The 26,112-nt window shown below is 42.7% G+C and carries 22 protein-coding genes, 1 pseudogene and 2 other annotated features; of the genes and pseudogenes, 7 read left to right on the forward strand and 16 right to left on the reverse strand.

The genetic code is table 11. From position 1 onward, the window contains the following. The first annotated feature begins 48 nt into the window (after positions 1 to 48). Together V1502_RS16395 and V1502_RS16400 are read left to right on the forward strand one after the other, a co-directional pair. On the forward strand, positions 49 to 1,026 hold the full coding sequence (locus tag V1502_RS16395; protein ID WP_409251701.1) for an iron-hydroxamate ABC transporter substrate-binding protein: 978 nt from the start codon (positions 49 to 51) through the stop codon (positions 1,024 to 1,026). A gap of 421 nt (positions 1,027 to 1,447) precedes the next feature. Next, entirely contained in the window at positions 1,448 to 2,935 is a 1,488-nt protein-coding gene (locus tag V1502_RS16400; protein WP_409251702.1) for an esterase/lipase family protein, read from the forward strand. Between the two features lie 344 nt (positions 2,936 to 3,279). On the opposite strand, the gene V1502_RS16405 is transcribed toward V1502_RS16400, so the two are convergent. The 6 genes and pseudogenes from V1502_RS16405 to V1502_RS16430 all read right to left on the reverse strand — a co-directional run bounded on the left by V1502_RS16405 (position 3,280) and on the right by V1502_RS16430 (position 9,553). After that, complete coding sequence (locus tag V1502_RS16405; protein WP_409251703.1) at positions 3,280 to 3,831, reverse strand: hypothetical protein; 552 nt, start codon at positions 3,829 to 3,831, stop codon at positions 3,280 to 3,282. Between the two features lie 235 nt (positions 3,832 to 4,066). Further along, on the reverse strand, positions 4,067 to 5,023 hold the full coding sequence (locus V1502_RS16410) for a methyl-accepting chemotaxis protein (protein ID WP_409254373.1): 957 nt from the start codon (positions 5,021 to 5,023) through the stop codon (positions 4,067 to 4,069). Continuing rightward, positions 5,006 to 5,773: pseudogene (locus tag V1502_RS16415) on the reverse strand (HAMP domain-containing protein); the annotation flags it as partial. The pseudogene V1502_RS16415 and the gene V1502_RS16410, both read right to left, overlap by 18 nt. A 446-nt stretch (positions 5,774 to 6,219) precedes the next feature. Then, positions 6,220 to 7,068, reverse strand: coding sequence for a D-amino-acid transaminase (gene dat, locus V1502_RS16420; protein ID WP_409251704.1), 849 nt, complete (start codon positions 7,066 to 7,068; stop codon positions 6,220 to 6,222). A gap of 22 nt (positions 7,069 to 7,090) precedes the next feature. After that, the gene (gene pepV / locus V1502_RS16425) at positions 7,091 to 8,503 is read right to left on the reverse strand and encodes a dipeptidase PepV (RefSeq protein WP_409251705.1); all 1,413 of its coding nucleotides are present in this window, start codon (positions 8,501 to 8,503) and stop codon (positions 7,091 to 7,093) included. A gap of 558 nt (positions 8,504 to 9,061) precedes the next feature. After that, on the reverse strand, positions 9,062 to 9,553 hold the full coding sequence (locus V1502_RS16430; RefSeq protein ID WP_409251706.1) for a hypothetical protein: 492 nt from the start codon (positions 9,551 to 9,553) through the stop codon (positions 9,062 to 9,064). A 419-nt stretch (positions 9,554 to 9,972) separates the two neighbouring features. Between V1502_RS16430 and V1502_RS16435 the strand changes: the two genes are divergently transcribed. Further along, positions 9,973 to 10,194 (forward strand): DeoR family transcriptional regulator, encoded by a 222-nt coding sequence (locus tag V1502_RS16435; RefSeq protein ID WP_409251707.1) that lies wholly within the window; start codon positions 9,973 to 9,975, stop codon positions 10,192 to 10,194. Between the two features lie 97 nt (positions 10,195 to 10,291). On the opposite strand, the gene V1502_RS16440 is transcribed toward V1502_RS16435, so the two are convergent. Continuing rightward, entirely contained in the window at positions 10,292 to 11,011 is a 720-nt protein-coding gene (locus V1502_RS16440; protein ID WP_409251708.1) for a pseudouridine synthase, read from the reverse strand. A gap of 96 nt (positions 11,012 to 11,107) precedes the next feature. On the opposite strand from V1502_RS16440, the gene V1502_RS16445 reads away from it, so the two are divergent. After that, positions 11,108 to 11,332 (forward strand): hypothetical protein, encoded by a 225-nt coding sequence (locus V1502_RS16445; protein ID WP_409251709.1) that lies wholly within the window; start codon positions 11,108 to 11,110, stop codon positions 11,330 to 11,332. A gap of 329 nt (positions 11,333 to 11,661) precedes the next feature. On the opposite strand, the gene V1502_RS16450 is transcribed toward V1502_RS16445, so the two are convergent. Next, positions 11,662 to 13,284, reverse strand: coding sequence for an oligosaccharide flippase family protein (locus V1502_RS16450; RefSeq protein ID WP_409251710.1), 1,623 nt, complete (start codon positions 13,282 to 13,284; stop codon positions 11,662 to 11,664). A gap of 202 nt (positions 13,285 to 13,486) precedes the next feature. Here V1502_RS16450 and V1502_RS16455 point away from each other — a divergent pair, with 202 nt between their 5' ends. Next, a complete protein-coding gene (locus tag V1502_RS16455; RefSeq protein WP_409254374.1) occupies positions 13,487 to 14,710 on the forward strand; it encodes an NAD(P)/FAD-dependent oxidoreductase in 1,224 nt (407 codons plus the stop codon). Positions 14,711 to 14,979: 269 nt separating this feature from the next. Here V1502_RS16455 and V1502_RS16460 read toward each other — a convergent pair whose 3' ends face one another. After that, positions 14,980 to 15,165: a sporulation protein Cse60 gene (locus V1502_RS16460; protein ID WP_409251711.1), complete on the reverse strand. Its 186-nt coding sequence runs from the start codon at positions 15,163 to 15,165 to the stop codon at positions 14,980 to 14,982. A gap of 451 nt (positions 15,166 to 15,616) precedes the next feature. Then, positions 15,617 to 15,816, forward strand: a binding site (T-box leader). A 123-nt stretch (positions 15,817 to 15,939) separates the two neighbouring features. Between V1502_RS16460 and proS the strand changes: the two genes are divergently transcribed. After that, positions 15,940 to 17,370: a proline--tRNA ligase gene (gene proS, locus V1502_RS16465; protein ID WP_409251712.1), complete on the forward strand. Its 1,431-nt coding sequence runs from the start codon at positions 15,940 to 15,942 to the stop codon at positions 17,368 to 17,370. A 38-nt stretch (positions 17,371 to 17,408) separates the two neighbouring features. Here proS and V1502_RS16470 read toward each other — a convergent pair whose 3' ends face one another. Next, positions 17,409 to 18,371, reverse strand: coding sequence for a LacI family DNA-binding transcriptional regulator (locus V1502_RS16470; protein WP_409251713.1), 963 nt, complete (start codon positions 18,369 to 18,371; stop codon positions 17,409 to 17,411). 89 nt (positions 18,372 to 18,460) lie between these two features. Here V1502_RS16470 and V1502_RS16475 point away from each other — a divergent pair, with 89 nt between their 5' ends. Beyond that, positions 18,461 to 18,613 (forward strand): hypothetical protein, encoded by a 153-nt coding sequence (locus tag V1502_RS16475; RefSeq protein WP_409251714.1) that lies wholly within the window; start codon positions 18,461 to 18,463, stop codon positions 18,611 to 18,613. Positions 18,614 to 18,665: 52 nt separating this feature from the next. On the opposite strand, the gene V1502_RS16480 is transcribed toward V1502_RS16475, so the two are convergent. The 6 genes from V1502_RS16480 to V1502_RS16505 form a co-directional block, all read right to left on the reverse strand. Next, entirely contained in the window at positions 18,666 to 19,439 is a 774-nt protein-coding gene (locus V1502_RS16480; protein ID WP_409251715.1) for a hypothetical protein, read from the reverse strand. Further along, entirely contained in the window at positions 19,436 to 19,963 is a 528-nt protein-coding gene (locus V1502_RS16485) for a sigma-70 family RNA polymerase sigma factor (RefSeq protein WP_409251716.1), read from the reverse strand. Before V1502_RS16485 ends, V1502_RS16480 begins: the two co-directional genes overlap by 4 nt. Before the next feature lie 405 nt (positions 19,964 to 20,368). Then, positions 20,369 to 20,692 (reverse strand): rhodanese-like domain-containing protein, encoded by a 324-nt coding sequence (locus tag V1502_RS16490; RefSeq protein ID WP_409251717.1) that lies wholly within the window; start codon positions 20,690 to 20,692, stop codon positions 20,369 to 20,371. 98 nt (positions 20,693 to 20,790) lie between these two features. Further along, positions 20,791 to 23,205: a leucine--tRNA ligase gene (gene leuS / locus V1502_RS16495; RefSeq protein ID WP_409251718.1), complete on the reverse strand. Its 2,415-nt coding sequence runs from the start codon at positions 23,203 to 23,205 to the stop codon at positions 20,791 to 20,793. An 87-nt stretch (positions 23,206 to 23,292) separates the two neighbouring features. Further along, positions 23,293 to 23,512: a binding site (T-box leader), on the reverse strand. Positions 23,513 to 23,663: 151 nt separating this feature from the next. Further along, positions 23,664 to 24,299: a hypothetical protein gene (locus V1502_RS16500; RefSeq protein WP_409251719.1), complete on the reverse strand. Its 636-nt coding sequence runs from the start codon at positions 24,297 to 24,299 to the stop codon at positions 23,664 to 23,666. A gap of 87 nt (positions 24,300 to 24,386) precedes the next feature. Further along, positions 24,387 to 25,799 (reverse strand): alkaline phosphatase, encoded by a 1,413-nt coding sequence (locus tag V1502_RS16505; RefSeq protein ID WP_409251720.1) that lies wholly within the window; start codon positions 25,797 to 25,799, stop codon positions 24,387 to 24,389. Between the last annotated feature and the right edge of the window lie 313 nt (positions 25,800 to 26,112).

Consider the following 26,112-nt stretch of genomic DNA (forward strand, 5'->3'; position numbering starts at 1 on the left):
ATCTAAATAGTTTATAATAATAATTTTTACTTCTAGGAGGACAGAAAAATGAAAAAACGATATATGTACATAACATCCCTTCTGTTGGCGCTTGGTCTTGTAACCGCTTGCGGTAATGATGAAAACAATTCAGCATCACAAACGAATGAAGGGCAGTCAGATTCCACGAATGAAGAAGCTCAAAATGAGAGAACCGTTACAGATGCGATGGGCCATGAACTTACAATTCCTGCTCAACCCCAAAGAGTCATTGCGTCATACTTGGAAGACTACCTTGTTGCTTTAGGGATCACTCCAGCGGCACAATGGTCCGTTGCTGATGGTGCAACAGTCCAAGGCTACCTTCAGGATTCTTTGGCAGATGTTCCAACTATTCCTTATGATCTGCCGTTAGAAACAGTGACCAGCTTCGAACCTGATTTGATCATTATGGATTCTGCTGAAATGGTTGAGGGAAATAAATATGATCAATACTCCAGAATTGCACCTACCTACGTAATTGGAACGGAGCAGAATAATGACTGGAGAGATGAACTTCAGAAAATCGGGGAAGTATTCGGGAAAGAAGAGGAAGCTGCAAACGTTTTAGAAGAATATGAGCAAAAAGTAGCGGAAACGAAAGAAGGCCTGAAAGCTTCAATCAATGATGAATCTATCGCAGCCATCTGGCTGGTGGGCAATACCTTCTATATTGTAAATGATGCCTTATCAAGCGGAGACGTATTATACAATGACCTTGGTGTAACCCCTCCGAATGTGGTACAAGAAATCTCTGATAATTCAACGGCCAACTGGTCCGAAATCTCTCTGGAAAAACTTGCTGAGCTGGATGCAGACCATATTTTCCTGATCAACAGTGACGGCAATGGCGCTGAAGCTCTTCAGGATGACATCTGGCAAAACATCCCTGCCGTGAAAAACGGAAATATTTACGAATATTCGGCCGGGGACTCCAGCTGGTTATACACAGGACCCATCGCCAACACAAAAATGTTGGAAGACATTAATGAAAGCTTAATAAAGTAATCACCTAAGGCTTAGAATCCTGCGCAATCGGGATTCTAAGCCTTTTTTTCTATGCTACGGGCGCCTTAATATGCTCCTATCCTTTTTTTATGGCTCTTTTCTAAAACTTTGTTGCTATAAAATATGAAGTTCAAGAGATATGGCCATAATTTACAGATATCACCCTGTTAAACAAGGAAGAAAAGAGTTAAACACCTTGTTCAGTTAGATAAGCCCTTGTACCTGAAGGAAAAATCCGGCCCGTTGGCTTTCTCCGATAACAACAATCTATACGAATACAGCCTGTTTTATATACATCCATTCTCCCACCTTCCGTATGTCCATCTGCTCATTTTTCAGAAAATGCTTCTGAACAGGCCCCGATTTTCGATAGGATAAATGGGGAGAACATCCCCTATTTCAGTAAGAATGGAGTGGGATAATGAAAAGGTTGGGATTAATGGTGCTACTTCTGTTTTTGATTTTGCCGGTCAGTACACAGGCAGGTACTATCGGGGGGAAAAATGATCCGGGTGGTGTACCGGGCCAATGGTATGCCGGTGACACCCCCGGTTATGTCGATGGGACAAAGCCCGTACTTGTTTTTGTCCACGGAATCAACAGCTCATCCAAAACGTGGTGGGAAAATAATAATATGTATCAAACTGCCTTCAATAATGGATATGAGACGGCCTTCATCGATGTTCATCCAGACAGGGATATGTGGGAAAATGGAGCGGTCCTCAATAACCGAATCCGGGATATTTACAATTACTTTGGTCAAAAGAAGCTTGTGATTATCGCTCATAGCAAAGGAGGTATCGATGCCCAAAATGCTTTGGTACAATATGGCGCCTACCCTTATGTCTCAAACCTTATTACGCTGTCAACTCCCCATCACGGCTCTCAACTTGCCGACCTTGCCTACAGCAGCTGGGCTGGATGGCTTGCCGGTATATTAGGCAGCAAAAACGATGCTACGTATTCCCTTCAAACGGGTTATATGAAAAACTATCGCTCTCAGGTCGATTCGCATATCAACCGGTCGAAGAATCCTGTCTATACCCTGGCCGGAACAAGCTGGGGAAGCTTTGGCTCCTCTCTTTACTGGGGAGGTTTATACTTACGGGCCTACGGTTCTAATGATGGAGCTGTCACAGTTGCAAACTCCCGCTTGCCATACGGTAAGGAAGTCCGCGTCGACAAATGGAATCATACAACCGTCCGGGAAGGCAGGACCTTTTCCTATTTTCAGCCATATTTAACGACTAGCGCACAACCGCTTTCCATGTCTTCTCTTCAGGAAGAATTTACAGTGGCTGAAACAATTGAAAATAAATCCGCAGCTGTCACAACCGCCCATCGCGGCGGAGTATTTGAAAATGAAGTCCAGGAAACCTTTCAGGTGGAAGAAAATGTGGCAAAACTTGACTTGGATTGGCTGAGTGACAAGAAGACGATAGATTTACAGGTGGTCAGCCCCTCTGGTGATATCTACAATAATTTTCACCATTCGGTGGATGACGGAATTTTCAAAGGCGGCCACCATCACAGTTTCCAGATACCGAACCCGGAAACCGGACAATGGACAATCAAGGTTAAAAAGAATAAAGCAGCCTACCTTGTGACTGCCGGCTTCCATTCCGACCTTAATGATGAAATCATATTGGATGAATCCACAATGGAACTGAAAAACAAAGGAAACAAAGTAAAGGACCTTCAAGTAACTATCAAGGTCAACAAAGATGGCAAGAAGAAAAAACAATCCCTTCTGAAGATGACAACGAAAGGAAAAGTTCCATTCACTTACAAGGAAGAAGGCATCTACTCCCTCACCCTGGATGTGACGGGGAAAACCATCGCCGGAAATAATTTTGAAAGAACGATTGTGAAATCATTTTACGTGGACAAAAACGGCAAGCTTCACTAGACTCTACAAATATAAGAACACGGCCCGCCAGAAGCAGGGCCGTGTTTTTTGGGCAGCCACTTATTGCTCTTTTTTTCTAGTGGTGGACAGGTTTTTACTGTTTCGCCTGCAAAAAAACTTGGTTTTGTATGTGGTTTATAGTGATCCCAATAACTTACCTACAAATCAGACATGGTTTTGTAGGTGACTAAATGTCTTTCTCATAACTCACCTACAAATTGATCGCGGTTTTGTATGTGATTTATAGGGATTGTAACAACAATAAACAAAATTTACATAGTAAGTAAAAACGCTTGGAGAAAATATCCAAGCGTTAAGCTAAAGCCCCGTTAGATTAACAGCACCTAAAAATTCAGAAACTGTTCATACCCCTTTGTAAAAAAGTTAAATCTGTCATTCACGTCTTCTGCAGGTGATATAAAAGATAAATAATCATCATCACCGTGAGCAAAAGTTACTTTATAAAACCATTCTTCTTTAACTTTTTCATTGTTTTTATAGACTTGAATTTTATGTTTTGATATAACTCGTACATCCATTAATTTCTTTGCAAGACTATACTTACTGTTAATCTGCTCCACTAACGACTTGGGATTATCTGTTATCTCTTCACCCTGTTTTATGACAACATAATGGTCATCATATTGCTCTCCATCCCCAAAAGATTTCTCAACAATATATATATTTTTTTCATTGTAATATCCATAGTTTCTGGGTGTGTACAGATACGAACCTTCTACGTCCCCAAATGCAACAAGATCATTTGCGTCAACCATCTCTTCAACTTTACCGCTGCTTGGTGCAGGCTCATATTTCAACCTAAAGATAAAAGTTAAAAAGCCGATAATAATTAGAGCAATTACTGCGCTGACCAGTAATAACAGCTTCTTCCCCAATTTCCCCCCTCCTTACTTCTTTCATTTAGTATATCTTTACAATATACCTGTACCTTTATTATTTCACCATTTAGATCGCACTGTACTGTAATGAACATGTGATTCCGATGGTTTAAAAAGAATAAAAAGAGACCAAATCATAAACGATTTGGTCTCTAATAATATTGCTGATTTGCATGCTGCTTCACAGCACGTTCAGCTTTTTTATCGCTAAAGGACCTTTCCGAACAAAATACTAAACTTTAAATTGACTGATTAACTCATTCAGGTCTTCCGCCAGTTTGGAAAGTTCAGTAGCGTTCTGTGAAATTTCTTCCATGGCAGCTGATGTTTGCTGCGAGGAGGCTGAAGTCTGCTCAATGCCTGCTGCAGATTCTTCTGATACGGATGCAATATAGGATATGGAATGATTCATTTCCCCGCCATTTTCTGAAATCTCTTGAAGGCTTTGCGTAATAGAATTAACCTGTTGGACAACTGCTGTGATAAGGCCATTCATTTTATTAAACGTTTTCCCGGTCAATTCAATTTGCTTGGTGCCATCCTCCACCTGAACATACCCTTTTTCTAATGAGTTTGCTACACTATCAGATTCGGTTTGGACTTTGTTTACTATCTCGGTGATATTAACCACTGATTGTGATACTTGTTCTGCCAGCTTTCGTACCTCATCAGCGACTACCGCAAAGCCTTTTCCATGCTCTCCCGCCCTTGCAGCTTCAATGGCTGCGTTTAGTGCAAGCAAGTTGGTTTGTTCAGCTACTTCCCTTATGACGGAAACAAGGCTGGAAATTTCTTGGGACTGCTGATCGAGCCCCTTCACCTTTGTCACTGCTTCTTTTACAATCCCATCTATCATATTCATTTTTTGGATAGACTGCCCCATCAATTCGTTTCCTTCATGCGTCATCGTCAGTACTTCTTCAGCTGTTTGACTTACTGAGCTTCCTTGTTCGTTTGCCTGCTGCAAACGTTCAATGAACCGGTCCATCGTCTCAGCCACTTGAGCGGATGTGGTAGCCTGCCGCTCAGTTCCAGATGCCAATTCCTGCATAGTGGAAGCCACTTGCTCACTCACCGATTTAACCTCGTTTGAAGACTGTGTCATTTCTTCACTTTGACTTGAAACAGAAGTGGACATTATGTTAATTTTCCCAATCATCTCACGTAAATTGATGAGCATGCCATTCATGGCCCCGCTTAATTGCCCGATCTCATCTTTTCCCTGATAATTACTAGTTTCCACCTGGAGGTTTCCACTGGATACTTCAGCTGCCATATGTATGACCTTCTGCAGGTTCCCTTGAATCATTCGGTTCACAACAAAGGTAATGATACTCCCCAAAAGAATGGAAGTAATAATTGAGATGATCAATACATTAATGGAGGCCTGCAAACTATCCTTTGTACTCTGGACTGCCGTATAGCGCTGCTCATTAATAAGATTCCTTAAATCATCAAAGATTTTGACGGTTTCACTTCTTAACAAACGGGCCTTTTGTCTGCCCGCATTAACAGCCACTTTATTTTCGCTTTTTACGGCCGGTACAATTTCATTCAGGAATATTTCGTTAACCTTTTTGTCGTTAGCGGCAATCCGTTGGAAATATTTTTCCTCTTCTGGCGTATCCATCTTGGCGTGCAGCTCTTTTTCCAGCGCATTATAAGCTTCTCTCTTTTCCTCAAATTCATCAATATAGATCTGTTCAGGTGAGTTGATATAGTCTGCGATGCGAACATCCTTTGTCCTGAATAGGGAGGCCATTTCGGTTACTTTAACGGCTCTGTCCCCTCTCCTTTCCAATGCGGCGAGTTCCTGTTTAACATCAGCTACTTCCTTGTAGACAATGAATGTGGAAATGCAAATCAGCAGGATGGTAATACTAAAAGCAAGACTATATTTTGTACCCACCTTCATGTTACGAAATAATTTTGATAACATATCCTTCTCCTTATTATCTAGTGAATTTTGTGTTCATCAACCGCTTGGCTGGAGTCACTTTCTCCCTAATGCATCTACGACCTTCTGACCGCACGCTTTATGAACCTTACTTTATATACAAATTCTAGTCCGTATAGCAGGAATGAAGCTGCCCTTACTGCTGCTTGGGTAGTACTCTTCTCCTAAATTTCATCCTCACTGAAACAGCTTATATACTATTTCTATCGGATGGCGAAATAATTTTTTTACCATTTTTCTTAAAATTTAAAATATTTTAGCGTTTTGCCTGTTAAATAAATGGCATAGACTTGCCAGATATGAAAATAGATTGGTTATCTACTATGTTTTTTAAAAGTCAGGTCTTTATAACTCAAATTGTTGGTTTTCTCTCTAAGAACAAAAAAATAAACAGCCTCATTATAAGGCTGCTTATCCAGGAGATTTATTCACTCACACTGCTCAGAAATTTTCGCTTCGAACCCGGTTTGAAGTTTTCTTGTTACCTCCCCAGGACCTTCAACTTCAAAATCTGCCCCTGTGACTTTTACAATCGGCATTACTTCCGAAGTGGTGCTTGCAAGGAAGATTTCATCAGCAGAGAGAAGCTCTTCTACCGTAAACTCTTCTTCTTTGAAAGGAATACTTTGCTCTTTGCAAATATCGAGGATCACTCTGCGGGTAATCCCGTTCAGGATCAGATTTGTTGCCGGGTGGGTCTTGAGCACACCGTCTTTCACGATAAACATATTCGAAGATGAGCCTTCCGTGACCGTGTCTCCCCTATGAAGAATGGCTTCGAAACAACCGGCTTCGGCTGCTTCCTGTTTAGCCATGATGTTTCCGAGCAAATTCAGACTTTTGATGTCACACCTCAGCCAGCGCATGTCTTCCACAAGCTTAGCGTGGACACCACTTTCCAGTTTGTCTTTCGGCCTTTCCACTTCTTTCGTATAAGCGGCAAATGCCGCCTCCACGTTTTTATCAGGGTAATGATGCTGCCTTGCTGCCACCCCGCGGGAAAACTGAAGATAAACTATTCCGTCGTTAACATTATTGCGGTGAACCAATGAAGCTAACAGATTTTTCAACTCTTCTAAGTTGTAAGGAAGGGACATGCCGATTTTTTCCGCACTTTCAAACAACCTTGTAAGGTGTTCATCGGCAGTAAAGAACTTTCCATTGTAGACACGGACCACTTCGTAAATACCGTCCCCGAATTGATACCCTCTGTCTTCGATATCGACTTTTGCTTCATTTCGTTCAAGAATCTGGCCATTCAGAATAACGTAATCCAATTTCTTCTCTCCCTTTTTAGAACTATTTTTTTGCAAGCTCTGCAATTGCCTGTGCATAAATTGCCGTAGCCTTCAGCAGGTCTTCCACAAACATGTGCTCATCTTTCTGGTGGGCAACATCCGTTCTTCCCGGGAACAATGGGCCAAAGGCGACACCTGACTCAAGTGAACGCGCATAGGTTCCCCCGCCAATGCTTAATAGTTCCCCTTTATCACCCGTCTGCTCTTCGTAAACCTTTTGCAGGGTTTTTACTAAAATATGATCTTTGTCAACGTGATGGGGCTTGGAATCAGTGAAATTCTCAATTGAATATCCATGCTGTCCAACAATCTCTTCTAGTTTTCCTTTTGCTTCATCCAGGTTGAATGTCACAGGATACCTCATATTTAATCCAAGTGAAGCGCCCGCTTGATGGTCATATCTTAACTTGCCGACATTGATGGTCAGTGGTCCCGTAATCTCGTCTTCAAAATTGATTCCTAGATTTCTCCCTCTGGAATCTTCATAGAAATACGTTTTTATAAACGTGAAGTACTGTTTCGACGATGAATCAATTTCTTTTTCAGATAAGAAATGAGCCAGCAGGATTCCAGCATTTCTTCCATTATCCGGTTCCATTCCATGAGCAGATATGCCCTCAAGCTCTAGGACGAGCTCATCATTTGCCATGTAGGACTTTCCTTTGAGATTTTGACTCTCCAGGAATTGTTGATACTCCTGCTCTAGCACTGAGTGATCAGCGAGTGCAGTCAGCTTCACTTTTGCAAAATCCGGGACCATGTTGTAACGCCTTCCGGATTCGAAATGGAGGACAGTTGCTTCCGATTCCTGACCGCCGGCTGCCGCTCTTGAGACGAGATCGTAATCAGCGATGCCTTTCTCAGCATAAATAATCGGGAAGTCAGCGTCAGGGGCAAACCCCATAGTCGGCATTTCTTCCACTTTGAAATAATGCTCAACGCAGCGCCAGTCGCTTTCTTCATCTGTACCGATGATCATGCGGACGCGCTTATCAAGCGGGATACCCAGTTCCTTCACAATTTTCATGGCATAGTAGGCGGCTATAGTCGGGCCTTTATCATCCATCGCCCCCCTGGCATAGATTTTCCCATCTTTAATTTCACCGCCGAATGGATCGACGCTCCACCCGTCTCCCTCAGGAACGACATCAACGTGACATAGGATTCCCAATAACTCTTCACCCTGTCCAAACTCCAGATGTCCTGCAAGGTGGTCCACATTCTTTGCCGTAAAACCGTCTTTTTCACCTAGATGTAACAAATATGTAAGTGCTTCTTTCACTCCCTCTCCCAGGGGAGCTTCTTCTGTTGTATTCTCTTCATCCAGAATACTTTTGATTTGCAGGAATTTCTGCAGATCATTCAGAAGGTCGTCTTTTCGTTTCTCAACTTCTTCCATCCAGTTAATATCCATATGTGAGTCTCCTTTGCCTAAATGGTTTGACTACTCTCTATTCTAAACATTATCCGCCTGCATGCAAATCTAGTTCACTGGAATGGTGATGGAGCTTTTGGTGACACAGGTACCAATTTCTTGTATTGTACGTGGAGGAACAATTTTAGCTGATGTGGGTTTGCAAAGATTCTTCAAGGCACTTTTCACTTTCTGTTTTGTCATTCATGTCCTTGAGACGCTTCCTCAAGGCACTTTCCGCTCTCTTTTTTGTTATTCATGTCCTTGAGACGCTCCCTCAAGACAATTTTCGCTCTCTTTTTCGCCGCTCATGTCCTTGAGACGCTTCCTCAAGACATTTTCCACTCTCTTTTTTGTTATTCATGTCCTTGAGACGCTTCCTCAAGACACTTTCCGCTCTCTTTTTTGTTATTCATGTCCTTGAGAGGCTTCCTCAAGACACTATCCGCTCTCTTTTTCGCCGTTCATGTCCTTGAGACGCTCCTTCAAGACACTTTCCGCTCTCTTTTTTGTCGTTCATGTCCTTGAGGCGCTTCCCCAGAGCAACCGTATTAATTTTTAAATAAGGTGAAAGTAACGCAGCACTGATAAGGTCATTACCAGAGTATACGGTATAAACGCCGCGACCCGCGTTGTGTTCCTGGCTTTTATCAAATCCGGTTTTTCACCGTATTTACTCCCAATTGGATGCTTTGCGATCAGCTTATGCCATACCCATTCATTCCAGGCAAGGATCGACAGGGCAATCAAGCCTGCGGCCCCCAGTTTCAGCCACATAACGGGAAGGACAAGTTGGGAAAAGGAGAGAACTCCTAGTGATTGAAAATAAGTGGCACTATAACTTATGTTACGAACCAGAACTTTAGTGAACAGCTCAAGAAACCCGGAGAAAGGAGTTCTCTTTTTAAATATCAACTGAGACTTGCGAAACAAAATTGGCCGGTTACGTTCTGAAGAGACCGGTTCCTTTTCTACTTGATATGACAGCATTAGGATGAGTGAGATCCATCTCATCTTCAACTTGTCTTCAATTCTTAAATCACGCTGCATAATTTTTTATTGTAAATCCTCTGTCGATTAATGATAAAGGAGGCTGCAAGCAAAAGGAGGCTTAAAATGAATATGGATCAATGAGCTTCCAGCTTCATATCCTGCTTGTTTTATATCTGTTTTTACAACTTCCGTACGTATCCCCCCATAATACATACGGATTATCGGAAGAAAAGTTCTGATTTTTTTAATGTTTTTCTATTAATTACATATACTAAAATAAACAACATTAAATTTTTTGTAAATTTGGACATTTTTCTAGAAATCAAAGTGGAAGAGGAGTACAATAGAAGTGTTCCGACATCTATGAAAACCAAATGAAAAGGAGCTGTCTCAAACGGAATATTTTCCTTGATGAGTTGAAACTCTTAAGCTGTATGCAGGCTTGCCTTTGGGAAAAAAGATGAGGGAGTGGTTCTTTGAAACCTTCAACAAATCGAATGCTGACTCGAATTAAATCAATCTACCTTTTCATTAAAAAGAATGGGACTGTGACAACACAGGACCTTGTAGATGAGTTCTGCATTACTCCGCGCACCATTCAAAGAGATCTGAATGTTTTGGCTTACAATGACTTGGTAGAGAGTCCTTGCCGGGGCCAATGGACAACAACGGAAAAGAAGGTTAAGATGACCTCCTAGCTACATAGGTGAAATAGAACTTCAATGTACAAGCATTTCTCCAAAAGTATAGAAACAGACGAAAAAAGAGCTGATGCCTTATGCACCAGCTCTTTTCTTAGTCTATTTTATAGTTCTTCAATTGCTCGACTTCTTCATCGGTCAGTTCGCGATATTCGCCAAGCTCGAGGGTTTCGTCGAGCGGGAGGGGCCCCATGGTGATTCTTTTCAGGTAGATGACCCGTTTGCCAACCGATTCAAACATTCTTTTCACTTGGTGAAATTTGCCTTCCGTTATCGTCAGATTGATTTCCGATCTCAACCCGGAAGAGATGATTTCAAGTTCGCCAGGCTTTGTTTCATATCCGTCATCCAGCGTAACGCCTTCTGCAAATGCAGAGACATCTTTTTCGGTCACTTCTCCATCAATTACTGCAAAATAGGTTTTAGGGACATGCTTTTTGGGAGACAGCAGCTGATGTGAGAGCTGTCCGTCATTCGTGATGAGCAGCAGCCCTTCCGTATCCTTGTCCAGCCTTCCTACAGGAAACGGGTTAAAAATTTGGTCCTCCATTTCAAGCAGGTCAATGACGGTTTCCCCTTCCGCATCCTCTGTAGCGGACAGGACCCCTGGAGGCTTGTTCATCATTAAATAGATAAATTCTTTGTAGATGACCTCTTCTCCGTGAACCGTCACCGTATCTGATTCAGGATTGACCTGGAACTTTGGATCTTTGACCACTTCTCCATTAACAAGGGTCCCCCCGCCTTTTAAATGTTTTTTTACTTCTTTTCTGCTTCCATACCCCATATTGGATAATAATTTATCGATTCTCATTCTTGTCACTTCCTATTCTTTTAGGTAACCGCCTATACCAATTTGCACGCTCCGCATAGGCTGTAGTGAATATATAAAAATTGCGAGGTGTGCATTATGTATCATAGACAACAAGGACAGGGCGGTATTTACTTCCCGCTTCCTCAATTCCCGCAAATCCCTGGTTACGGCGGAGGTTATGATGGCGGCTATGGCGGAGGTTACGGCTCTTTCGACAACAGACTGGACCGTCTGGAAAGGCAGTACCAGCGCCTTGACCGCCGGGTGGACCGCTTGGAACGCCAGGTTGAGCGAATTCGCAGACAGCTCGGCTATCAGTAATACCTTTTACAAGGCTCTTTTCTAAAACCTTGTTGCTATACTAGAAAATTCAAGAGAAATAACCATATTTCACAGGAATTATCCTGGTAAACAAGAAAGAAAAGAGCTAATCACCTTGTTCAGTTAGATAAGCCTTTGTACCCGAGGGAAAAATCCGGCCTTTTGATTTTTCCGATAGCAACAATCTATACGAATACAGCCTTTTTCAACAATCCAGCATATGTGTGATCTGGCTGGTACCTATCAGGCAAAAACGAAGAGGTGACTTTTTATAAGTCCACCTCTTTTTATTTTTCCTGTACTTCTGTTTTCTATGAAGGCAATTCCTTCTACTGTCCGATCTTAAGCTTTCTCCTCACTTTGGCAGCCCGTTCACCGAACAACCTGTCCGCAAGTCCAGATCTGAAACTTAAGTAAAAGTAGATGCCTGCTCCTGCAAGACCGCAAATGGCGACCAGGATGATCGCTTGCATTTGGGCAGCCGGGTTCAGGAATTGAGCCAGAATTGCGTACAATATGATGACCGCCACACCCATTACCACATTAAACATCAGAATCAGCAATGTTCTTCTGAACACTGTATTGTACTGGTAGTTTCCGTAAACTTTTATCACGACAAGGTTGATGACTGTTGCTGCTAAATAACCAAGTGTTGTAGCAAGAACCGCCCCTTGAGTTTCCATCAACTTAATCAACGGGATGTTCAAGACAAGTTTTATCAATAGCCCGACAAGCAAGCTGAGAATCGTGTATTTCTGTTTATCGATTCCCTGCAGGATGGCTGCTGTCACCGCAAACAGCGCGAACAGAATGGCGACAGGTGCATAGGTCCTCAACACTTCTGTACCGAGATCGCTATGGCTGTAGAACAGCGTGTAGGTCGGTTCCGCGAGCAGCGAGATTCCAAAGGCTGCCGGGATGGTTAAAAACAGGAGAATCTGGAATGTCTGATCAAGCTGCCTGTTCATCTTTCCATATTCATTCTTTGTATAGGCCGATGTAATCAAAGGCAGAAGAGACATTGAAAATGCCGTCGCCAATGAAACCGGGATGATGACCAGCTTATGGGCCGCGAAATTCAACACACCAAAAGCAGTATCGGCAAGGTCTGCATTTCCGATTGCTACCATCGCTCTGTTGAATGTCATCTGGTCGACAAGCTGAAACAGCGGATTCGCAATTCCCACGAAGATAAAAGGAATCGAATAGGCAATGATTTCTTTATAGATTTCCACCAAAGAGATATCAACCGTTCCTTTATCTTCTTCCAGCATTTTATCAAAATGAGGTTTCCTCTTGAACCAGTACCAGATCAGGGAGGCAAGACTCGCAATTCCCCCGACAAACGCCCCGAAAGTGGCCACACTGATGGCAGTCGTCATATCTCCTTTGATGACATATAAGACGACGTACACTCCTACAAGGAGGAACACAATCCGGACGATCTGCTCGATCACCTGTGAGACAGCCGTCGGTCCCATTGAGTTATGTCCTTGAAAGAAACCTCTGATTAAACTCATGAACGGTATGATGATCAGGGCAAAACTGACAGCCCGGATAACCGTTGTAACCTGCTCCACCGTGATGACCTGCTCATCACTCGGGATTGTAATTTTCGCAAAGAAAGGGGCAAAAGCAAACATAATCAAAAATGAAATGAGACCGGTAAGGGTCATCAATACCAGGCCGGATTTGAATAATTTCCTTCCGACACTGTATTCCTGCAGTGAATTATATTTGGAAATGAACTTTGACACTGCCAGAGGGACACCCGCCGTCGCAATCGTCAAAAATATCGTGTAAGGGACATATCCATAGGAATACAAGGAAGTCGCTTCAATCTCACCGGCAAGTAAAGCGTAGAACGGTATAACAAAAAAAAGACCGAGAAATTTTGAAATGAATACGCCGAGCGTTAAAATAAACGTACCTCTAATTAAAGTCGATGACATAAAAATTCCCTTCCGAAACTTCTGATTTCACACTATAGGTAGTTTACTATCCAGACTTCTGAAACACAACTAGAAAGCTATCGTGGAACCAGTTGTAATCTATGGGAAATATCATTAGAATTAGACTTTGAAAGCGTGAAAGTTGGTGGAACTATTGAAAAGTTATGATGTAATCGTAATCGGAGGCGGACCATCTGGTTTGATGGCATCCATCGCCGCAGGAGAAAATGGCGGAAAAGTCCTCCTCATTGATAAAGGGAATAAATTAGGGAGAAAGCTCGCAATTTCCGGAGGCGGCCGCTGTAATGTGACAAACAGGCTCCCCATTGATGAAATCATCAAACACATCCCGGGGAACGGACGCTTCCTCTACAGTGCCTTCTCGGAATTTAGTAATGAAGATATCATTTCCTTCTTCGAAAAACTCGGCATTGAATTGAAGGAAGAAGATCACGGTAGAATGTTTCCTGTTTCAAATAAAGCACAGTCAGTCGTTGATGCGCTTTTGAACCGCATGAGGGAACTGGGAGTGGAGGTGAGGACCAACTCTCCTGTCAAAAAGGTGATGTATAAAGACGGCCGAACTGCAGGTGTTACATTGGAATCTGGTGAAACGTTCACTTCCCGTTCCGTCATCATTGCAGTAGGTGGCAAGTCTGTCCCTCATACCGGTTCAACAGGCGACGGATATGCCTGGGCAGAAGAAGCAGGGCATACGATCACGGACCTCTTCCCTACCGAAGTGCCGCTGACTTCGGATGAACCTTTCATCAAAGAGCGCGAACTGCAGGGGCTATCCCTGCGTGATGTGGCCCTTAGCGTGTTGAACCCGAAAGGAAAACCGTTAATCACCCACAAAATGGACATGATTTTCACTCACCTTGGCATATCAGGCCCCGCCGTTTTGCGATGCAGCCAGTATGTCGTCAAGGCGATGAAAAAATGGAATCTGTCTCATGTAACGATGCATATCGACAGCCTCCCGGGCAAGAATGAAGAAATGCTCTTCCAGGAACTGAACAGCCTCATAAAAAAAGAAGAAGAGAAAAAAGCAGTCAAAAACATCCTGAAGGGTGTGCTGCCTGAACGGTACCTTCTGTTCTTACTGGAGCGTGCAGAAATCGATCCCGACCAGAAAGGGATCACCCTCTCTGGCGATAAAATCAGGGAATTTGCCAGGTTGGTAAAAGGATTTACATTCACAGTCAACGGAACCCTGTCCATCGAAAAAGCCTTCGTAACAGGAGGCGGGGTTTCCGTCAAAGAAATTCAGCCTAAAACCATGGCTTCAAAAAAAATGGACGGGCTGTTCTTCTGCGGCGAAGTCCTCGACATCCATGGTTATACCGGGGGATATAACATCACCTCCGCCCTCGTCACCGGAAGGCTAGCCGGATTCAATGCCGCCCTGAGTGCGTTGGAATAATAATAAATAGTGAAACCCGTTTACAGCCATCAGGCTTGGACGGGTTTTTCTGTGTAGGCTGTGGGCTGCAGCGCGCTTTACCACATCAAAGCGTGATAGGGGACAGTCCCTCTTAGCGCTTTAATGTGGCAAAACACCAACTTACATATTCTGTTAAATCGAGGTGTTCTTAGATACATGTGCGCCTTTATGTATAATGCGTGCGTATATCTGTATTCTCCATGCGAAAGTCCCACCCCCTTAAAATCAAGCCGAATCTCCCCAGCCATTCACTTTTTATAAACAATCATCGCTGAAAAACAGTAAATCTGCTCATCGTCATCATCTTCCGGCATCGCTGCCACATGATATTTGATATCCACAATGCTGTCCTCATCCACTGACTTCAAAAAACTGTTCATATCTCTTTCCAAATCCTTTTCATGCTCATAATCAAACACTTTAACCTGGATCATGATCCTATCTCCCTTTTTCACTTATTCTATTAGCATTCTGGACAGATTTTTTAATTTTCAGTCACTCATTGGCTGCAGCCTAAATATGACACTTCTTCATGGACGGGATCAATGAAGTATGCAGCCCGGAAGACAACAATGTACAAGAATTGAGCTATTACAAAAACTCCTGTTACCAAGTGCAAATATTTGATACATTAGTTACGAAAAATCTGGATGCATGTACCCAGAATCACCATCTTTGTACATGAGTTACGCTTTTAGGACGTACTCCTGTATCAAATCACACAAGATAAATACATAAGTTCAACAAAATACTAGTACTCATGTATCTAGACACACTTATCTAAGTACATGACTTCAGACATTTCCCTAAAATTTATCATGTTGAAAATTAACTTTAAAAATTGAATTGACTTTTTCTTTCCTAAAAAATATAATACTTAAAAATAATGAAACATTGAGAAGGATTAGTAGAATGATCCGGTCACTGACAGAGAGGGAGCTCCAGGCTGCAAGGCTCCTATTGGCTGCCGTTCGAACCTGCCTTTGAGTTCTGTAGCGCATACAGCGGTTCAAACCGTTATCATGATACGAGTGTAAAGCTTTGCTTTGAATTAGGGTGGTACCGCCAGTTTTCTGGTCCCTAACATAGCAAGGCTTTTTTGTTTTTATCAAGTTCTTTTCATACACAAGGAAATAGAGCCCGGCTGATATCAAATATGTGATTGGTTTAATCGAAACAACAGCAAATACTTATTGGAGGTGCAAAGAATGGGAAAAGAATTTGTAAAAAGTATAACGGGCATGGATGAAGATTTTGCCCAGTGGTATACCGATGTGGTCACAAAAGCAGAACTGATCGATTATTCCAGTGTCCGCGGATCTATGATCATCCGCCCTTATGGATACGCCCTGTGGGAGAATATCAAAGATGAGCTGGATAAGAGAATTAAAGAAACCGGACATGAAAACGTCTATATGCCGCTCTTCATTCCAGAAAGTCTGCTGCAAAGGGAGAAAGATCATATTGAAGGATTTGCTCCGGAAGTAGCATGGGTCACTCATGGCGGGGACGAAAAATTGCAGGAACGGCTTTGTGTCCGTCCTACATCAGAAGTCCTGTTTGGCGAGCACTATAAAAATATTATCCACTCTTACCGCGACCTGCCTAAGCTTTATAATCAGTGGGCCAATGTGGTGAGATGGGAAAAAACAACGAGACCATTCCTCCGCACTCTTGAATTTCTTTGGCAGGAAGGTCATACCTGCCACGAAACGGATGAAGAGGCTCATGAAGAAACAGTAAAAATGCTCGAGGTATACGCCGAGCTCTGTGAAAACATCCTCGCTATCCCAGTCATTAAGGGGCAAAAAACAGAAAAAGAAAAATTTGCCGGCGCTAAATATACGTACACGATTGAAAGCTTGATGCATGATGGTAAGGCATTGCAATCCGGGACTTCACATCACTTAGGAGACGGTTTTGCCAAGGCATTCGGCATCCAGTTTTCCGACCGTGAAGGCAATCTTCAATATGTCCAGCAGACATCCTGGGGCTTTACAACAAGAATCATCGGCGCCATGATCATGGTCCATGGCGATGACAGAGGATTGGTCATCCCGCCAAAAGCAGCTCCGACCCAGCTCATGATTGTGCCAATCGCCCAGCACAAAGAGGGGGTACTCGATTTTGCGTACAGCCTTAAAGATAGACTCGCCGGTTCATTCCGTGTCGGAATTGATGCCACCGACAAAAAGCCGGGCTGGAAGTTCAATGAGTATGAAATGAAGGGAATTCCTCTTCGCCTGGAAGCAGGACCTCGGGATATCGAACAGAATCAAGTCGTCATTGCCCGCCGGGATACAGGGGAAAAAGTGACTGTGGCAATAGATGAATTGGAAAGCAAAATCGCTCAGCTTCTGGAAGATGTTCAGAACAACTTGTTCGAAAAAGCCTTGAAACACCGTGAAGAAAAAACAAGTGTTGTATTGAACTATACTGAGTTTGCTGAGAAGCTGAATACCAATAAAGGATTCATCAAAGCCATGTGGTGCGGCGATCAGGCCTGCGAGGACAAAATCAAAGAGGATACTGGAGCAACTTCACGCTGCATTCCTTTTGAGGAAGAAAAAGTTTCAGATGAGTGTGTTTGCTGTGGTAAGGAAGCGGATAAGCTTGTTTATTGGGCTCGTGCCTACTAATGAAGCAAAGCCGGGAGTCTCATTCCCGGCCTTCTTCCTTATACTGTTTCTCTGCTGATTAAAGTCACGGAACATTCTTCATGTATGACTTGGCCGCCATTGATTGCCTGCAGCAATAAACTCCTGCCCATTCTAGCCAATGGAATCTCCAAAGTTGTAATTTTCATAATTTTTGCTATCGGCTGATTATCAAATCCCATGACTGCAAGCTCACCTGGAATGGATATCCCTTCTTCCTTGCAACAGGTAATGATTCCTGCAGCTACCTGATCACTGGTGACAAGTAAAGCGGACGGAGGATTTTGCATCTCCTTGATTTGTTTCACAACCCTTTCACCATCTTCAAAATTGAAGCAGCCAGAGAACACAAACCCCTCTGCAAAAGTCTCCCCTCTTTTCTTTAGGAAGTCCTTGTAGGCAAGCTCTCTCTGCCGGCTGTTGAAGCCTGTTCTTCTTCCAACGCAATATCCGATACCCGCATAACCTTTTCCTGACAAATATTCGAGGGCTTCTGTAAAAGCTCCATAATGATCGATAAACGTTGATGATACCCCTTTTCCCCTGGCATCTTCACTTACAACAATAGGACCGTATTGCAAATATTCATCTATGAATTTCCAAGAACAAATCCTTGAACAAATAATCAACGCATCAATTTGCTTATGTTTCAACATAGTCAGCGCCTCTTGTTCACGCTGTTCTTCATAATTGGTCTGAATCATTACTAACTTATAATTATTTTTCAGCGCTTCCTCTGCGATTCCCTCAACCATCAATCCAAAATACGGATGATTCGTAAACGGTATGACCACGCCTATAAGCCTGGTTGTCCCTCTACTCAAATGCACTGCATTAATATTAGGCTGATAATTACTCTTCTTGATCACCTGTAAAACAGCCTGCCTTTTCTCCTCACTAACATATGGATGATTGTTCAACACCCGGGACACGGTCGTTACCGAAACCCCTGCCATCCCTGCAATATCTTTAATATTCGCCATACCTTCACCTATCCTGTAAAAAAATCCTCTTGCTCTGAAACGCGTTTCATACCTTACACTTCATTCAACACTGTAAAGGAGGGATGATGATGCCAGTCATCGCTGGAGTTTTATCATTGCTAGTCCTATGCGGTTCCATCCTGTTTCTTTCTTCTTTGGCGTTATCGGATCAAGCGTCAAAAAACAATGAAATGGATAAACCGAATAAGCTATATAGATTTTTGTTTAACGGATACTACTGATTTTATCGCAGGAAAAAGGATGAAGCCAATTGGGGTTCATCCTTTTAACCTCTTATTCAATCATTTGGTTGGCCAGGTTGATTAACTCTTTTTGGGTATCATACTCGTTTGCTTCATGGTTAAAAACGATAGTAATTTCAATCCCGAACCTATTCTTAAATCGAATTGAGCCCCCTGTGTGGGTGATATCGACTCTTCCTTTAATTCCATGATTTAATTGGACCTCTTGAACAGACTTGCTGTCTTCCCCGGAAATGACCTTATTAAAATCTGAAGCACTAATCATGATAGTGTTGTTATTCATTTTATTTTTAAAGCCACCAGCTATTAGATCAATAGAAATATCTTTTCCATCAGAGTTTGAATCGAAATGCCAGTCCTTAATATCTGTTACCACAAATTCCCCTTCAATCGGGAGCTCCTCCGGCAATGTCAGTTTAAACGGAATTGCCTTGAGAGCGTCCTCAGTCGAGTCAGCGTAATACGATTTAGGTGATCTGTTTAGAAAATGCTCTTTCTCTTCTTCAGACATATTCTCCAAGCCACTGATTTTCGATTCCTTCAATAATGAAGTATCCAACACTTCAGGCTGTCCCCCCGTAGAAAAAGGCAGCAATCCAATTTGTGTACCTATGGCACTTAATGTTATAAGAAGTGCAGCCGCTGCCAGACTCCAGCCAATTAACTCGGGAAACCATCTCTTTCTTGAGTTAAGGTTATCATGTTCCCGAATTTTGTTTAGCAGCTCATGTTCTTCTTCTTTTGAGAACACACGCCCCTGACCGATGTGGTCGTGAATGGCTTCATAAATTTGCTTGTTTTTCATAGTGATTCCCCTCCAAGCTTTTGGTTCAAAAGGTCACGTGCCCGAGATAAACGAGTCCTGATTGTCGAGGAATTGATCTTTAATACTTTAGACATCTGTTCTGCTGTTAGTTCTTGATAATAGTAAAGAATGATGACTTCCCTGTACTTCACTGGAAGGGAAAATATTGCTTCACTCAGCTCTGTTTTGTCCTGCTGCTTCACTAAATGATACTCCGGACTTTCTGCGTTCGTTTTAGTAGTAAATGAATTTGTAAATAATAGCTTTTTATAATGCCAGCTTCGCAGATAATCCTTTGACTTGTTTGCCGCAATGGACAAGACCCATGCTTTAACTGATGATCCTTTCTCCAACGTATCAATTTTTTGAAAAACTGTGATGAAAACCTCCTGTACCAAGTCTTCAGCTGCATTCCAATTCTTCACGTATGAATATGTGAGTCTCTTTACATCCTCCCCATATAGGACGACCAGATCTCTTATGGACCTATCCGGCTGGTCTGTTCGTTCAGCACTGTTTGTCATATCACACCACCTGATTTTTATTTTCACTTAACAGACGGATACTAGTGGGGAAATGTCTCAGATTTTTTCTAAGAAAAATTTTATCGATGTAAATTTGTCGAATAACGACCAGTTAATGTCGCTTATCGGCCGTGCTTTGTCAAATATCGACCTGGTATTGTCGTTTATCAGCCCTATCTTTTTGTCGTATATCGATATTCTCCGGATCTGCTCAATAACCTGTTCAGTCTTATCGGCGATTTTTGAAATTTATCAGCGATTCCGTGAGTTTATCGGCGATTCCAAAATTTTATCAGCGATTTTCCACATTTATCGACCGAACGACAAAAATCGACACCTGAACTTCCACCAAGACCGCTTGAAAACAAATTAAAAAAGCACGCCCAAAAGCGTGCTTCAACAAACTTAAATGCATTTATCCTTCGGCTGGGTTTCGCCTTCCCAAGCCAGCATGCCGCCTTCCATGTTGACGACTTTATAGCCTTTCTCATGCAGGAACTGACTGACTTTCCCGCTGCGGTTTCCTGAGCGGCAGATGAGAATGTACTCTTTGTCTTTATCGAACTTGTCCAGGGATTCTGGAATTTCTCCCATTTTGATGTGTTTTGCCTGAGGAATCATACCTTCCTCTACTTCTTCATCTTCACGGACATCGACCATTTCCAAGGTTTCGCCCTGCTCCAGCTTTTTCTTTAATTCATCTGTCGTGATTGTTTTATACTCTGGCATTATGTAACCACCTTTCACTTTTATTTTCTCATTATATCAAAGCTCTATTCGCAGGAAAAATAAGAAGGCCGGTACCAAACAGGCACCGGCCAATTAAATTAATTAGCTACGATGTTAACAAGCTTTCCTGGAACCGCGATAACTTTCCGCACAGTCTTTCCTTCAATAAACTCCTGGACCTTTTCATCCTTGAGGGCGATTTCCTCAAGTTCATCCCGGCTAATATCGCGCGGTACTGTCAGTTTCGCACGCACTTTACCGTTTACCTGGAAGACGATTTCAATTTCATTGCTAACAAGTTTGGACTCATCGTACTTTGGCCACTCTGCATAAGCAAGAGTTCCTTCATGACCAAGTTTGCTCCAAAGTTCTTCTGCAATATGAGGAGTAACCGGTGCAAGAAGTTTCACAAATCCTTCAATATAGTCTTTTGGAAGAACGTCCGCTTTGTATGCATCATTAATGAAGACCATCATTTGAGAAATACCTGTATTGAAGTGAAGCCCTTCAAAATCCTCTGTCACTTTTTTCACAGTTTGATGATACGTCTTATCCAAATCTTTGTTCTCTGCGTCTTTTACCTTTTCGCTGATGTTTCCGTTCTCATCAACAAGAAGTCTCCAGACACGGTCAAGGAAGCGGCGGGAACCGTCAAGGCCGTTTTCACTCCAGGCAACGGATGCTTCAAGCGGTCCCATGAACATTTCGTACATGCGAAGCGTATCAGCGCCATGTGTTGAAACAATCTCATCCGGATTGACAACGTTACCTTTCGACTTACTCATCTTCTCATTGTTTTCACCAAGAATCATACCCTGGTTGAACAATCTTTGGAATGGCTCTTTCGTCGGAACTACCCCGATATCATATAGGAACTTGTGCCAGAAACGGGCATACAGAAGGTGAAGCACCGCATGCTCTGCACCACCGATGTACATGTCGACCGGAAGCCAGTGATTAAGGTTTTCTTCGCTCGCAAGCGCCTCATCATTGTGAGGGTCGATGTAACGAAGGTAATACCAGCAGCTTCCTGCCCACTGAGGCATCGTGTTCGTTTCACGGCGTCCTTTTTTGCCTGTTTCAGGATCGGTTACGTTCACCCACTCGCTGATGTTGGCAAGTGGAGATTCACCTGTGCCCGAAGGTTTGATTTCTGTTGTTTTTGGAAGTGTCAAAGGCAGCTCTTCAACCGGTACTGTCGTTGTTGTGCCATCTTCCCAATGAATGACCGGAATTGGCTCGCCCCAGTAGCGCTGACGGCTGAACAGCCAGTCTCTAAGACGATAAGTCGTTTTCTTCTCGCCGACACCTTCTTTTTCTAGCCATTCGATTGCTTTCGTGATGGCTTCTTCTTTGCCAAGACCGTTAAGGAAGTCAGAATTCACATGCTCTCCGTCACCTGTATACGCTTCTTTCTCCACATCTCCGCCGGCAACGACTTCCTTGATTGGAAGATCGAATTTTTGAGCAAATTCATAATCGCGTTCATCATGTGCTGGAACGGCCATGATGGCACCTGTTCCATAGCTCATCAATACATAGTCGGCAATCCAGATCGGCATTTTATCTCCGTTGATAGGGTTTACCGCATAGGCACCTGTGAAGACACCTGACTTATCTTTTGCAAGGTCCGTACGTTCAAGGTCACTCTTCGCTTTGACTTTATCAATATAAGAAGCAACCGCTTCTTTTTGCTCGCTGGATGTAATTTCATCGACAAGCGGATGCTCAGGTGCCAATACCGCGTATGTTGCTCCAAAAAGGGTGTCAGGACGTGTAGTAAATGCTGTAAACTTCTTGTCAGTTCCGTCGATTGAGAAATTGACTTCCGCTCCTTCAGAACGGCCGATCCAGTTGCGCTGCATGTCTTTGATGCTCTCCGGCCAGTCAACGTCTTCAAGATCCTCAAGCAGACGGTCTGCATAAGCCGTTATTTTCAGCATCCACTGTTTCATTGGACGGCGCTCAACGGGATGTCCTCCACGCTCAGACTTTCCGTCGATGACTTCTTCATTGGCCAAGACAGTTCCAAGAGCCGGACACCAGTTAACCGCTACTTCATCAACGTACGCAAGACCTTTTTCATAAAGCTTTGTAAAAATCCACTGAGTCCACTTGTAGTAATGAGGATCCGTTGTATTGACTTCACGATCCCAGTCATAAGAGAATCCAAGGGATTTAATCTGGCGGCGGAATGTGTTGATATTCTTTTCCGTAAATTCTGCCGGGTCGTTACCTGTATCCAGCGCATATTGCTCTGCCGGAAGGCCGAAAGCATCCCAGCCCATTGGATGAAGGACATTGTAGCCCTGCATTCTCTTCATGCGGGAAAGGATATCCGTTGCAGTATATCCTTCAGGGTGACCTACGTGAAGGCCGGCACCTGACGGATATGGAAACATATCCAGTGCATAAAACTTAGGTTTATCTTTTTCAGTTTCAGTTTTGAATGTTTTGTGTTCTTCCCAATAATGCTGCCACTTTTGTTCGATGTCTTTGTGGTTAAAGCTCATTGTCGGGACCTCCTTTTTGATTTGGTTTCGGGTTCAATGAAAAAGCCCAATAAAAAAACTCCCGCCCCAATTATTAAAAAAAATAATAATTGGGACGAGAGGTCTTTGATAATCTCCCGCGGTACCACCCAGATTAGTGTACACGCACTCACTTGATTCCATCCTTAACGCGGAAAACGGCAAGCCTTACTTTGTTTCACGCCTGCAACTCAAAGGCGAGTTCATGATAATTTCCGGTTGACTTCCACCGACCGTCAACTCTCTAAAGCGGATCTTCATCACTACTGCTCCTTATCAACGTTGAAAAATATATTACAACTATTGTATTCACTATTCTATGCAAAAATATACCGCGTTGCAAGCCTAAATATTTAAATTTTTTCAACCAGTATGCGATGCCTGGTTCAATCCCCGTCTTTGTACCAGGCACCGGAAAGCAGGTACCAGCAAAATCAGGACTATAATTCAATTCTGATTTTTTTCGCATCAAGGATTTTCTTTTCGTTTTCATCAAAAACATCGCTTGTGGTGATTTCTATCCACTCAAGATTCTCGGAGTTTTCAAGAATAAAGCCAAGGTTTCCTTTCTTGTTTTCCTTCGCTTGGAATTCACCATTCAAGTCATCCAGGTAAATATCTTTTTCCCAGTCAAATCTTTCTCCCGAATTGGTTTCCAGAAGGGCGATTGGTGCGAAGTTAACCTTTTTGTCTGAAGTATTCTCTATTTCTACAAATACTTTTACAAAATCAAATTTTTCATCATGCGTAAGGACATGGAAATAATCGATCATACTGTGATCAGGAACTAAATGAATAAGCTTTGAGTCGTGAACAGTCAATTTGATAGGGCCCATTTCATGTGATTCCCCTGAGTATTCACTCTTAATCAGCGTTACTTCGCCTTTTTCATCTAAAGCAGTATCTCCCTGTTCCAAAAGTGTACGGTCATCCGGCACCTGAGGATTAGGTGAATACTCGTCAGTATAGCCGCTCGCTGCTACTGCTTCCCCGCTTGAATGATTGTTTACCTCTTCACTGGAACAACCATAAAGTACTGTAGTGAATAATAATATAGATATCAGAAATCTTTTCAAATCAATAGTCCCTCCCCATCAATCTATAAAAATAAGAAGACTGTCTCAGGGGGATACCCTTGAGCGAGACAGCCATTTGCGTTTCAATTAATTGTCTTCGTTTTCGTGGTCTTCATCATCGAGATCTTCTTTGCTTTTTCCCTTACCTAAAAGCTCAAAGATGATTTTTGCGTGATCTGTATTTTCAATTTGGCCTCTGAAGCGGTCAGAATGAGGTCCGAAAGCGTAAACCGGTACGTCTTCTCCCGTATGACCGCCAGTTGTCCATCCAGTGTGGGAACGAGCATCAAAGATTTTCTCAATTGCATTGTCAATTTCGCTTGCTTTCTTAGAAGCTGCTGCATCTTTGACAGACTGAATTTCTTCTGCAGTCAATTCAAGGTCAATATACTTCTTAAGTGTTTCTTCTACACCGGCTCCATTTGCAATTTCCGCTGCCATGAAGTCAGGAGTACGCTTGGCTGCTTTGATCGGCTCACCGAACCAGTTATAGACCCCATTAGCACCAATTGAATATCCGCCAGTTGAGTGGTCGGCTGTCGCCACTACAAGGGTATGCTTGTCCTTTTTAGCAAACTCGATTGCTGCTTTAAACGCTTTTTCGAAATCTTCCATTTCACTCATCGCTGAAACAATATCATTGTCATGGCCTGCCCAGTCGACTTGGCTTCCTTCCACCATCAGGAAGAATCCATCTTTGTCTTTATTAAGGCGCTCGATTGCTGAATTCGTCATTTCTTCCAAGGAAGGGATATCTTCTGTTCTATCCAGCATCTTAGGCATCCCTCTGTCAGCGAACAATCCAAGAATCTGGTCATTTGAATCTTTCGTCAACTCTTCTTTATTCGTAACATAGCTGAATCCGTCATTTTGGAATTCTTCGATTAGGTTGCGATCACTGCGGTCAAATAAGCTTTTTCCACCGCCAAGAAGCACGTCGACTTTATGCTCTCCATTGACCAACTCATCAAAATAATCATCAGCAATAGCGTTCATGTTTCGTCGGTTCTCATCATGCGCACCGAAAGATGCCGGAGTAGCATGCGTAATTTCTGAAGTAGCGACAAGTCCTGTTGCTTTTCCTTGTTCTTTCGCCGCTTCAAGTACTGTTTTTACTTCAGTACCATCATTATCAACGGCAATCGCATTATTATATGTTTTAATACCGGCAGACATCGCTGTTGCGGCTGAAGCAGAATCAGTAACATTCTGATCTGGATCTTCCGGATATGTCATTTGCTGGCCTACAAGATATTGATCCAGTGCTGTTCGGTCAACAAACTCTGAATCTCCGCTGTTTTTAAAATAACGGTATGCCGAAGTATAAGAGACACCCATTCCATCACCAATCAGGAATATGACGTTTTTGATTTCTGCATTATTTGTTTTTTCATGATCTTTAGCATCCGCGATAGAGGCATTTCCACTTAGACTTCCTAATGCTAAAGTAGAAACCACCGCCAAAGGCATTAGCTTTTTCTTTAATTTTTTTCTCATCATTCGACATTCCCTCCTAATTTCTCTTACAAGACTCATTATAGGAAGCTAGTATTGAGGGGATTTTAAAGAATAGTAGAGAAATTGTAAAAGCTCTAAAATAGGAAAATCAGGCTATTACGGTATGAGGATTCACCAGGATAATATAGGGTAGAAGTTGTGAGTTTTGTTGAAACACACCTGATTATGAGCTGAGAATGCGCAAGAGCAGGATATTTGAAACGCATATAACGGTATTTTCACTTTACATTCTCTAAACAAATTCACCAGACTGTTACCGTTAAGTAAAAAAAGACTACCTTCTTAAAGAAGATAG

This window comes from Rossellomorea sedimentorum (genome assembly GCF_046237645.1).
Taxonomy (GTDB): domain Bacteria; phylum Bacillota; class Bacilli; order Bacillales; family Bacillaceae_B; genus Rossellomorea; species Rossellomorea sedimentorum.